The sequence below is a fragment of the Coleofasciculus sp. FACHB-712 genome (assembly GCF_014695635.1).
Classification (GTDB): Bacteria; Cyanobacteriota; Cyanobacteriia; order Cyanobacteriales; family FACHB-T130; genus FACHB-T130.
The window spans coordinates 1-11,840 of the sequence record NZ_JACJOQ010000361.1 but is presented as its reverse complement, the minus strand read 5'-3'; the positions used below and the strand labels follow the sequence as shown (position 1 = coordinate 11,840).

The window sequence follows — 11,840 nt, the reverse complement described above, 5'->3', positions numbered from 1 at the left end:
TAGTCCCAGTGTTTCTCCCCTAGAACGAGCTTCATCAGCAGCTTTTGCTTGCGATCGCGCTTGGTCAAATAGAGGGATAATTACGGCATTTAAGCGAGGATTAACCTCTTCAACGCGTTGAATGTGCGCCTCAACGACTTCACTGGCAGAAAGTTCTCCAGCCGCAATTTTTTGAGCAATTTCTGTTGCACTACTGCCAACTATAGCTGAAGGTATTTTGACGGTATCCATTTTCCGCTCTTGATTCACTCTACATTACTCAGGATTACCTTTTTACTCCAGAGAGTCTTGTAGATTCGTCCAATTTTTTGTACGTTCTTGTCATCCTTGTCGAATATGTCTGGGAGTCACACCTAGCAGCCGTTTCAAGTTGCGGTTGAGATGGCTTTGGTTGGCAAAACCAACGCTGTAGGCTACCTCGGCAATGCTGAGTTCTCCTTTTAGCAGTAATTCTTTAGCACGTTCTACTCGACGGCGAATCACATATTGATGCGGAGTCAAGCCTGTTGATTGTTTAAACAAGCGAGTAAAATAATGGGGACTCATCTGCACGATTGCCGCCAGTTCCGCTAAACCTAAATCTCGATCGAGATGCCCATTAATGTAGTCAATGACTTGCCGCAATTGGTGTCTGGAAAGACCGCCATTATAGTCACGTAAAATGGGTTGGCGTGCCGAGTAGTGTTGTAACAGGTGAACGGCTAGAGCATTTGCCATCGTTTCAGCGTAGAGACGACTCCCTTGAGGGTTGTTTTCTAACACTTGCTTAAGTGCCAGCCCAATTTGCAGAACTAGCCCGTCAGATGTGGCAAACTGAGGCAAGAGTTCAATGTTAGAAGGTTCAGCCGATTCGTCAACAGCATGGGCGAAAACATCAGGAGCCATAGCAATAACGATAAAGTCATGTTCTGCATTCCAACAAGAACGATGACTAACTTGGGCAGGAGTAATGACTATATCTCCTTCAACGACTTGCTCATGCCGAATTTTTCCGTCTAGGGTTCGCCGTGCCTGAATTGGAGCATCGGTTTTTGGGAAAATGAGAAGACCATGCCAAAAGGGACTGCAAACTTCAGGAGATTCAAAGGCGGGTGTGCGGAAATGTCCCAGAAAAATGCCATTCCATCCCGCATGAAGACTTGTGAGAATTGGTGAGCGATCGCAGATTTGGATGAGATCGTCTTCGTTTGCGATCGCTCTAGGTTTGGCTTCTGGCATGGGGTAAACTCATCCCTACATGCTTAGTGTATCAATATCGATCTCGTAATTCATCGACACAAAAAGCCGCAGGCGCACAAAGATTCCATTAGAAAGATTGAGCAGCTTCTGCAATGCAACCAAAAGTCTTGTTTATTTGCATAGGAATTCATGAGAGCCAAACCGAAGGCTCCCGATCGCTCTGCGCCAGAAGAAGGCGTGGAAGACTAGGAGCTGTTGTGGATGTGGTTGCACGCCAAAAGCGATCGCACACTCTGAATGTGGAGAATGAATGTTGGGAGCGATCGCAACAAACTCTGGATATACGAACAAAGATACCTTGATGATGATAGCGATCGCGATCGCTTCTTACAGAATTTTAAGCAGATGTAAATTGCATGAATCTGCAATTTAGCGATCGCATTTTTGATGAAGGGAGAGCGATCTCTATAAAGATTGCAGATTAGTAGTCGCGAGAGGACGCTCCCACTCCAGTTATAACTCATTACTCCAAAAGTGGTAATAGCCGCTCTAATTCTCCACAAGCTGTCTGAAGTGAATCTGGTGCATCTTCTGGTAAGTTTTGAGAACGGCATTGATCTGCCAAGTTCTCAACATAAGGCTTGCAAGAAGCCTCATTTTTCAGGAATTTTGAATAGGTATCTTCTTCGTTTACAGGTTCTCCCTGCAAGTAGTGTATCCAGGTTTCAATATTGCGTTTAGGGACAAATATTGCGATTGCTTCATCTGATTGACGATTTTCCTGCGAAGCTTCTCTCAGACCGTTAGCTAACTGATTGAGTCGTTCCTGCGACGTGTCAGTATCTGCATCAATCAACACGACTAATCCAATTGACACACGGTTTTTATTTTGGCGATATGCTTTTACTTCCGCCGAATATTGAGAGCGTACATACTGTTCCCCAGATTGGCTGCCTGGCGGACAGATTTCAGCCCGTAATCGACCTGTAAAACCTCGCTTTTTTAAGAAATAACGAGCAAAAACCTCCTGCTGTCTATCTTCACAGAGGATAACAATCTGAACTCTACGCTGGCTCATTCAACCAGCCCCGTGCAATGAGTTCTGAAACGGGTAGTCCAGAATTGTCAGCTACTTCACTACTAATTCGTTTTACTCGGACATGGGCATTACTTTGACGCTCAAACCAATAGCCGATTGGTGAAGCCAAAAGGTAATTAATTAACTCAGGATGGTGAGAAATTAGTAACGTTTGAAGTTTCCTTTCGCTACAAAGATCGTAAAGCTCAATTAGCCAAGGTTGAATTTCTGGCAATGCTAAGAAATTTTCAGGTTCATCAATGCACAAGGTATAGTCTTCGGATTTTGTGCCATGAAGAAGTGTGTATAAAGCAATTAACGTTTTTTGTCCATCGGACAATTCTCCCAGGCGATATTCAATTGGTTTTGTGGTCGCGGCTCCTCCTGAAAAGCGTAGTTTTAGCACCAAGTTTTGTTCACTTACTCGCTCAAATCTAAAGTTTGTGAAGCCATCAAGTACATTTCTTAAAATACTTCCAATTTCAGCGACCTTGCCTTGATCTTCAGAGAGGTAGCGATACCAAGAAACAAAATTTTCTGCCTTGCTGACCAAACGCATTTCTTCCTGGTTACTCTCATCAACCATCAAACTGGGAATGATTCGCACGATGATAAATCGTGCCATGCGTTCCCTAAACCAAGTTAACTTTTTGTTATCATTCCTTGGCATTAATGAAGGTATCATGGACTGCGACCAATCAAAGAAGTATTGTGGTCCTTCTGAATGATTATCTCGATAGAGTTGAACTTCACCTAACTCAAATTTCAGTAAAGGCTGGTTATCAAACCAAAGGCGCTCATACTCAACACGACATCTATCAAGATCGTGACCAATACCCAATTCATATTTATAGCTGCCGCCATTACCTAAAATCTCTAACTCAAAACGCTGAATTCGATAGGTTTGCCAGCGAGTGCAGTCCGCAGATTTGAAAATTCCCTCTACTTTACTGTCACCACTGACAAATGCCTGGATTTTCTGCAATACTTCAAAAACAGTCGATTTACCTGCTCCGTTAGAACCTAAAAATAGACTAATTGCATCAACATTAAGTTCAAAATTAACTAGACAGCGAAAATTATCAATATATATACGTTTCAGCATCAATTTTTCTCAGTAAAAAGTAATCTAGACAAAGATGTTTGATTTCTCTTCTCTCAATACATCCTAATAGACAGAGTAATTAACTTGAATCCCAAGTGGGACATTAATTGGACTTGGGGAACATTCGCTCAGCTTCTTGTAGGAACGGTGGAGCGATCGCACTCACCCAATACGAAACAAGTGCGATCGCTAGAGATTAAAGGAGGCAGTCTAACAGCTAGCCAGATTTTCTCTAGGCTACGGCTTGCTGAAAACTTTCTTGGAGCATTTGGGCGATCGCATCAGCGGGGACAGGACGGCTAAAGTAGAACCCCTGACCTTCTTCACACCCCCGTCTTTGCAGGTAGTCAAGCTGTTCTTGGGTTTCTATGCCTTCTGCTGTAATGTTCAACCGCAGGCTCTTTGCGAGGGCAATGATGGCATCGGTTACAGCGGCGCTATCAGGATTAGATGTCACATCCTGCACAAATGACCGATCGATCTTGAGCATGGTAACGGGAAAGCGCTTCAAGTAGTTCAGAGAGGAATAGCCGGTGCCAAAATCATCCAAAGCCAGCAAGATACCCAGGTTTCGTAATTGCTCTAAAGTGTTAACAGATCGCTGAACGTCCCCCATGAGGAGGCTTTCAGTCACTTCCAGTTCTAGGTAAGATGCTTTTAACCCGGTTTCCTCAAGGGTTTGGTTGACGACTTCGACTAGATTTGGTTGTTCAAACTGTCGAGCTGACAGATTTACCGATATCCGAATTGGAGGGAATCCGACAAGCTGCCAAGCACGAGTTTGGGCGCAAGCAGTTCGCAAAACCCATTCCCCAATTTGCACGATCGAACCATTTGCTTCTGCAATGGGAATAAACTTAGCTGGAGAAACCAACCCTAGCGTCGGGTGCTGCCAGCGAACCAGGGCTTCCATTGCCGTGATTTTTCTGGTATGCAAATCAATCAAGGGTTGGTAATAAACCACCATTTCGTTGCGCTCAACCGCTCCATGTAATTCATTTTCTAATACCAGTCGTTCCTGCAACTGAGCATTCACTTCTGGCGAATAGAACTGATATTGGCTACGTCCTTGTTGTTTCGCCTGATATAGCGCCAGACGAGCCTGTTGCAACAGTTTATCCACACCATTGCGATCTCCTAGGTCATTAATCGCGATACCAATACTGGCGGTAATCCGAATCGAGTTTCCCTCTAAAAAGAAGGGTTTTGCCAGCGTACTTACTAGCAACTGGGATAGCTTGATCGCGCTCTCAAAGCAGGGAATTTCCGTTAGCGCGATCGCAAATTCATCTCCACTCACATGAGCCAAAATCTCTGTTTGACCCATACAGGTTGTCAAACGTTGGGCAACTGCTCTTAACAGCAAATTTAAGGTTTCCCGATCCACTGTATGACTCATATCAGTGAAATCGTCGATACCCAACAAAAGCACTGCTACCAGCCGCTGGTTGTTTTCAGATTGGGATACTATCTGATGCAAGCGATCGCAGAATAAATCCCGATTGGGTAATCCAGTCAGTCCATCGTAGTTGCTGATGTAGTGAATTAATTCATCTAACTTATGAAGAGTTTGTGAGGTATCTGCCATTAATGTGCCTGCTTCATCGGCAAATTCTGTAGGCAGTTCGGGTAACTTTTTGGTATTCAAATAGTCTTGTAATGCAGCAGATGTCAAAATGACTGGGGCGAGGAGGTGGCGTAGTGCATACAGAGTAGCTGCTGTACCCACTAAGGTAGCCAACAGAGCAATCACCAGCACTCGCACTGTCATTTCCCAGGAATAAGAGTTTGAAATAACGAAAGTTATCAATAAGGTTAAAAGTGGTACGTGAGTGCCTAAAAATGCCACCAACATAATTTTGGCGGTATAGCTTTTCTTAAGCAGTCCGAACCGAGCTAGAAAGGAGTACAGGGCAAGCTTGCAATTGAGTTTCATAGATGCTGCTCAAGGGTTAAAAGTTGGCAAATTACTTACCAAGTAATATGGCAGAACCATATCTGGCATTTTGGAGCTATCGAGGATTACTTTCCTTTTAAATCAGCTGATGCAAGGTTACATTGATAACCTTAAATGTGGTATTTACCTAAACCAAATTTTAGAATTTTGATACATCTCACTACACAGTACATTTTTGAAATCATAAATGTTCACCGTATAATCACTGATTTATAAAAAAATTAAGAATAAATAAAGCTTTTATCTCCGAGAAATTAGGGAAAGTGAAAGCGATCGCCAGAGTTTAAGTTACTCAGTGTAATGCTTTGAGCGTGGGACGACCGAGAAAGATTGCGATCGCATGTACAGCATTTTTCAGTTAGGTGGAGTAGATGGCGGTTCTAACGTTCGATAGAGGCTTTTTAATTGCTATGCCGCTATAGATGTATGGCACCCAAACGAGAAGCCATAAATTTCCAGTGACTTCGATGCGGTGGGTAGACGAGGTATTGCCGTGGGTGGGTTTCCTCGCATCTTGCAACCTGGTGATTGAAACCGCACAGCGATCGCAAGCACACAAACAAAACCTGGCTACGCAGGTTATAAAATCCTTGATTTTCGGTGAGTCTGCGCTTTTAAAGCTGGGAATGCGATCGCCCCAGAATTCTATTGTGACGGCTTACGGCTTGGTGCAAGATGCGATCGCGACTTGAGTGAGGCGTGAGGCGACGGTTATGCAAAGCAGCTTGTCCTTGAGGATTGCAGCTTTTTTCTATCGAATCTTAGTTAATCTTAGTCAGGAGAGACTTTTCTAAATACAGAAGGGTAAATTCTATTGGTTCAGCAATCAGAACTCCAAAACAAGTCATCGATGCAGCCGCTTCAGCGGGTGCTGGGAAGTTTAAGCGCCTACCGTTGGATCTCGATAGGGGCGTTGCTTAGTTCCTTGCTCTTAACGGCTGCTTATGCCGTCACTCCCCAACTGTTTCGTTGGGGAATCGATGAAGGGATTGCCCAGCGAAACCTCCAAATTGTGTTTTACAGCGCTGGATGGATGGTCGTTGCTGCGATCGCGCGCGGTTTGTTTAACTTTGGACAAAGCTTTTGGGCAGAAACCGCATCTCAAGGGGTTGCCTACGATCTGCGAAACAAGATTTTCAGCAAGATTCAAAACCTCAGTTTCAGCTATCACGACCAATCCCAGACTTCTCAACTGCTAACTCGCGTCACTAGCGATATTGAGCAAATCCGCACGTTCCTGAGTACGAGCCTGATGCAAGTGATCGGTGCTGTCATAACACTTGTCAGCATTGCCACAATCTTGCTGTTAATGAACTGGCAACTCGCGCTGATTACCCTAACAGTCGTACCCATCTCAGGGTGGTTGTTAGCGCAGTTTCTTACCAAAAATAGCCGGTTGTTTGGGCAAGTTCAGGAGCAACTCGGCAATCTAAATACTGTATTGCAAGAGAATCTGCTGGGCGTGCGAGTGGTAAAAGCGTTTGTCCGAGAATCAGCAGAAGCAAAGCGTTACACGACGCTGAATGATGCGTTGATTGTGACCAACATGAAGACCATTCGCGCCATCCGCGATACTTTTCCGTTCATCTTTTTGCTCAGTAACTTGGTGACAGTCGTTGTCATCGGTTATGGCGGTGCAGAGGTCATTGAAAATCGGTTTTCAATTGGAGAATTGGTAGCGTTTAACTCTTACTTGCTGTTGATTCTTCAACCCGTTTTATTAATAGGATTTGCGGCTCCCGCGATCGCGCAAGCGGCAGCATCTGCCGAACGAGTCTATGAAGTAGTGGATGCAGAGATTGAAATTCGCAATCGCCCTGGTGCTGTCCCCTTTGAAACTTGCGGCGGTCGAATTACATTTGAAAACGTCTCGTTCCGCTATCCAGGAGCCACCACAGAAGCCCTGAAAGGTGTTTCTTTTGAAACTAAACCGAAAGAACTCATCGCCATTCTGGGGATGACTGGTTCCGGGAAAAGCACCATTATCAACCTGATTCCGCGCTTCTATGATGTTACGGCGGGGTCAGTTCGCATCGATGGACGAGATGTGCGGGACTTCACCCTAACAAGCTTGCGATCGCATATTGGCATCGTATTTCAGGAAACCACGCTGTTCTCTGGCACCATCCGCGAGAATATTGCTTATGCTAAGCCTGATGCAGACTTGGAGCAAGTCATTGAAGTCGCAAAAGCCACGCAAATGCATGACTTTATTACTAGCTTGCCCGATGGTTACGAAACGATTGTTGGAGAACGGGGTGTAGGCTTATCGGGCGGACAAAAGCAACGGATCGCGATCGCTCGCACATTGCTGACAGATTACAGCATTCTCATCCTCGATGACAGCACTTCTGCCGTAGATGCCAGAACCGCTGCCCAGATTCAGGAGGAACTCGATCGCCTGATGCGCCAAAAGGCTTGCACAACCTTTGCGATCGCTCAACGCATTAGTACCGTGCGGAATGCCGATCGGATTTTGTTGATGGATAAAGGACGATTGGTAGCGCAAGGAACCCATGAAGAGTTGATGCAAAATAGTCCCCTTTATGGGGCAATTTTGGAGTCCCAGGTGAAGCGGCTTGCGTGAAGAGGAACAAGCTGAGGAGATAAAACTTGCCTGACGAAACGTTTTAAGATTGACTATCTAGAGTTAATTTTCGTTATCACTTAGTCCGACTTGTCCGGTAAGTGGTTGCTTCCTACGTCAAAATCTAGCCTTCACTATAGCCTAAGCTGGTCAGTCATGATTGGAGAGTTCAAATTAAATCAGATTTATAATGTAGATTGCCTTAAGGCATTAAGGCAGATGCCAGAAGACTGTATTGATATTGCTATCACAAGTCCTCCCTATTGGGGACAACGTGGTGATGAGGGAATTGGACTAGAGGAAGATCCCAGAGACTATATCAAAAATTTGACACAGATAATGTTGGAAGTCATGCGGGTTCTCAAGCCGAGTGGCCTCCTTTGGCTAAACATTAGTGATGCGTACAATACACCAATTAATTGGAGATTAGATGATCGTATCTACTCAACTTTAGGTGCAGACGGTAATGGTCTGGCTCCAGATAACTCCGCCTATACGAAAAATCGAGGGACACGACGAGCTTTTGTAAAAGAAGGAGTAGGATGGTTGCAGTACGGTAATTTACTGGCTCTGCCTTGGAGAATAATTTTCAATCTCTGTGACCAAGGTGTCTATTACCGAGGTGAGGTCATTTGGTCAAAAAGAAAAGCGATGCCAGAAGGCAGATGCCGTAGACCACACCGTAAGCATGAATCAATCTATATTCTTGCTAAAGATGAACGGCATAGCTTTCGAGTAAAACCGGCTATCTCATCCGTTTGGGATTTGAAGCCCGATCCTGTAGAAAATAAACGCCATACCAGCACTTTTCCTCTAAGTTTACCTCTGACCTGTATTGAAGCTAGTGGTATTGAAAAAGGTATCGTACTTGACCCTTTCATGGGAAGTGGAACTACAGCTATAGCTTCTGTTTATAAGAGCTTTGACTACATCGGTTTCGAGCTAAATGCAGAAAATGTTGAAATAGCTAACAAAAGAATAGAGAAGGCAACGTACCAATTGTGCCTTGATCTATAGTCGCGCTCTGTACCTTTCCCAAGCAACTATTACTTGTGATGGAAACATATCTTCTTCAGGCTTTAACGAGCATACGAAAATCTGCTTCCCACTAGGCGTAGGACTTACGCTGGGATTTGTTCTCAGGTTGTATGAAAAACAGGCATCGAATGATCCGTGTTCCTCTATATACTTGCGTTTATCAGAAGGATGTTCATAACTTCCAAGCTCACCTCGGTTGACAAGATCTCCAGCAGGAGGTGGAAAAGACTTAGCATCAAATGTGTAAAGGAAGCTAAAAAGCCCTTTTCGCATCATAGCTTCACTGCACGGGACATCATCTGATACTCGTTCTGCCAAAGAGGCTTTGCTATGTACGCCCCCAAAAATAATTCTTTTCCCATTGTGATGTCCGTAAAGAGCTAAATCTAACTTAGAGTCTCCAACCATACCAGCCAAGCCCATTTCTTCAAGTGCTCTAGCTTTAAGCTTTGAAGAAATGAGTGCCTTGATAAGAATGCTCTGGGGTTTCAGAACTGGCGTGTAGCGGCGCTCTATAAATAGTTCAATAGCTTCTCCTCCAGCGCGCACCCAGCTTTGTTCCGGTTTAGACTGACTATACTCTCGGAGATACAGCCGATAAATAATGTGATGGTAAATATCACTTGGATTAAGATTAGGCAGTTCGTCAACTACAAACTCTAAAGCTTGAGTAATTGCCTCACGATTTTTCAGCGATGGTTTTGGCATATTGAGGGAGCCAAAAATCTTAGATACCTCTTCTTCGACTCGTAGATACTGTTGTGTTGTGATTCCTTCCAGCAAAACTTCTTTAATTTGTCCTTCCCAAAGTAGCTGCTGGCTTACTCCATTCTCATGCTCCTTCACCTGACCTTTAATGGGCAGAGGAGTTATTCTGCCATCACGGGGAAACCATCCCAGCTCTTGGAAAAACTTTAGCGGTTCGTAATTAAGCCCTTCAAGCCAGTCGAATAATTCAATGATATCAAGTCTACGCTCAAGCCCTTCAACCTTAGCTACATAAGACTGGGGCTGCTCAAGTTTATCTGCAAGCATAACCTGTGTGAGGTCATGCTCCTTACGAATGCTTGTCAGTGCCTTTACAAGTTGAATATACCTGGGATCATGAATCGTGTTCACGCAAATAATATGAACACGATTTTATAAATATCCCAAAATAGGATATTGCTTCCATGTCTACAGAGGATAAATCATGTTTGATGTAAGGCTGAGGCAGTTTTGTTGAGCTTATGCTTGGTGGAGTGCAAAATAAAGCTAGAGGAAAGTCCATGAGAAGTTTTGCTCCTGTTATGGCATCCGAGCAAAAAGCAACTCACCAACTCTCAACCCTGCGGCGCTTTTTACGATATCTCCGACCCTATCGGAAAGAAATTCCCATTGCCTTAACCTTAGTGGCGATTGGGGCTGCAACGCAATCCATTGGCCCCTTCTTGATTGGTTGGTCTATTGACAATCTGATTGCGCGGGGAAATCTGCGGGGATTGTTATTGATGTTGGGGGTACTGGGACTGATCTACATCCTCGGTGTTTGGGCAATTCGAGGACAGATTATGCGCGTGGGTTCGATCGTGCAGCGCGTACTGGCTCAACTGCGGCAAGATATTTTTATTAAAATCCAAAGCCTTCCAATCAGCTTTTTCGATCGCAGCGAAGCGGGTGATTTGATGAGCCGCTTGCTGAATGATGTGAATACAGTGAATCAAGCATTTGGACAGACGATTGCCCAAATGTTGGGCAACACGTTCAGCTTAATTGGCATTATTATTGCCATGCTCTCAATCGATCTGAAACTTGGTTTGCTGAGCAATTTAGCGGTGCCATTGATGATTTTCACGACTGGCTTGTTTTCCCGCTGGGCAAGAGCGAGATTTCGCGTCACGCGGCAGACAATCGGCGATCTTTCCGCCAAGCTAGAAGAAGGTATCAGCAGTGTCCGGGAAGCACAAGCATTCAATCGCATCCAACTCAATATTGAAGAGTTTGATGTTGTCAACGCAGCCAATCGCGATGCGAACGTTGAAGCAGTGGCAATTACGGCTGCATTTTTGCCGTCGATTGATTTTCTCAATACATTAGCTACCGCCGCAGTGCTGGCGTATGGAGGATATCTGGCGGTGACAGGAGCCGCAACCGTGGGGGTGGTGACTTCGTTTTTACTCTACGTTCAGCAGTTCTTTCGCCCGATCCAAATTCTCAGCCAATTTTATACGCAAGCTCAATCTGCGATGGCAGGTTTGGAGCGGATTTTTCTGCTATTAGATGAACCTTCGCAATTGAATGATGCCCCTAATGCGACTGAGATGCCGCCTATTCAGGGTGAGGTGCGGTTTGAAGCGGTGACATTTGGCTATACCCCTACTCAACTCGTACTCAAAGGGGTGAATCTGCACGCTCAACCGGGACAGATGATTGCATTAGTTGGACCAACCGGAGCGGGTAAAAGTACGATTATTAACTTAATTCTGCGCTTCTACGATGTGTCTGGGGGCGCAGTTAAAATTGATGGGATTGATGTACGGAGCGTGACGCAGGCGAGTTTGCGTCGTCAAATTGGCATTGTTTTGCAAGACAATATTTTGTTTAGCGGTACAGTTGCGGAAAATATTGCTTTCGGCTGTCCTCACGCCACGCAAGCTGATATTGAAGCAGCGGCGCAATTAGCTAATGTGCATGAATTTATCATTTCCTTGCCGCAAGGATACGCGACTCAATTGGGAGAACGGGGTGCGCCTCTGAGCCAAGGACAGCGACAGCTGGTAAGTATTGCGCGTGCTGTATTAATCAACCCCCGAATTTTGATTCTGGATGAAGCTACCAGTAGTATTGATACTCGCACAGAAGCGCTGGTGCAGGATGCGATCGCGCGTCTACTCCAAAGTCGCACCAGCTTTGTGAT

General features: G+C 44.9%; 9 protein-coding genes and 2 pseudogenes. 4 read left to right on the top strand and 7 right to left on the bottom strand.

From position 1 onward, the window contains the following. The 5 genes and pseudogenes from H6F50_RS09805 to H6F50_RS09785 form a co-directional block, all read right to left on the bottom strand. Positions 1-249: pseudogene (locus tag H6F50_RS09805) on the bottom strand (amidase); the annotation flags it as partial. Between the two features lie 72 nt (positions 250-321). Continuing rightward, on the bottom strand, positions 322-1,218 hold the full coding sequence (locus H6F50_RS09800; protein WP_190428550.1) for an AraC family transcriptional regulator: 897 nt from the start codon (positions 1,216-1,218) through the stop codon (positions 322-324). 484 nt (positions 1,219-1,702) lie between these two features. Beyond that, positions 1,703-2,257, bottom strand: a complete 555-nt coding sequence (locus H6F50_RS09795; protein ID WP_190428549.1) for a hypothetical protein — start codon at positions 2,255-2,257, stop codon at positions 1,703-1,705. Then, positions 2,244-3,362 carry an AAA family ATPase gene (locus H6F50_RS09790; RefSeq protein ID WP_190428548.1) on the bottom strand — a complete coding sequence of 373 codons (1,119 nt, stop codon included), beginning with the start codon at positions 3,360-3,362 and terminating at the stop codon, positions 2,244-2,246. Before H6F50_RS09790 ends, H6F50_RS09795 begins: the two co-directional genes overlap by 14 nt. Positions 3,363-3,594: 232 nt before the next feature. Beyond that, positions 3,595-5,298 carry a bifunctional diguanylate cyclase/phosphodiesterase gene (locus H6F50_RS09785; RefSeq protein WP_190428547.1) on the bottom strand — a complete coding sequence of 568 codons (1,704 nt, stop codon included), beginning with the start codon at positions 5,296-5,298 and terminating at the stop codon, positions 3,595-3,597. Between the two features lie 479 nt (positions 5,299-5,777). Between H6F50_RS09785 and H6F50_RS09780 the strand changes: the two genes are divergently transcribed. From H6F50_RS09780 to H6F50_RS09770, 3 genes are all read left to right on the top strand, one after another. Further along, positions 5,778-6,011, top strand: coding sequence for a hypothetical protein (locus H6F50_RS09780; protein WP_190428546.1), 234 nt, complete (start codon positions 5,778-5,780; stop codon positions 6,009-6,011). Between the two features lie 158 nt (positions 6,012-6,169). Beyond that, positions 6,170-7,906 (top strand): ABC transporter transmembrane domain-containing protein, encoded by a 1,737-nt coding sequence (locus tag H6F50_RS09775; protein WP_190428552.1) that lies wholly within the window; start codon positions 6,170-6,172, stop codon positions 7,904-7,906. 156 nt (positions 7,907-8,062) lie between these two features. Next, complete coding sequence (locus H6F50_RS09770) at positions 8,063-8,923, top strand: site-specific DNA-methyltransferase (RefSeq protein WP_190428545.1); 861 nt, start codon at positions 8,063-8,065, stop codon at positions 8,921-8,923. On the opposite strand, the gene H6F50_RS27925 is transcribed toward H6F50_RS09770, so the two are convergent. Both H6F50_RS27925 and H6F50_RS27920 read right to left on the bottom strand, forming a co-directional pair. After that, positions 8,918-9,352, bottom strand: coding sequence for a BsaWI family type II restriction enzyme (locus H6F50_RS27925; protein WP_190428551.1), 435 nt, complete (start codon positions 9,350-9,352; stop codon positions 8,918-8,920). The genes H6F50_RS09770 and H6F50_RS27925 overlap by 6 nt on opposite strands. A 501-nt stretch (positions 9,353-9,853) precedes the next feature. Beyond that, a pseudogene (locus H6F50_RS27920) lies at positions 9,854-10,063 on the bottom strand (helix-turn-helix transcriptional regulator); the annotation flags it as partial. A 149-nt stretch (positions 10,064-10,212) separates the two neighbouring features. Between H6F50_RS27920 and H6F50_RS09755 the strand changes: the two are divergent. Further along, positions 10,213-11,840: ABC transporter ATP-binding protein (locus H6F50_RS09755; protein WP_190428544.1), on the top strand; the 1,628-nt coding region annotated here is incomplete at its 3' end.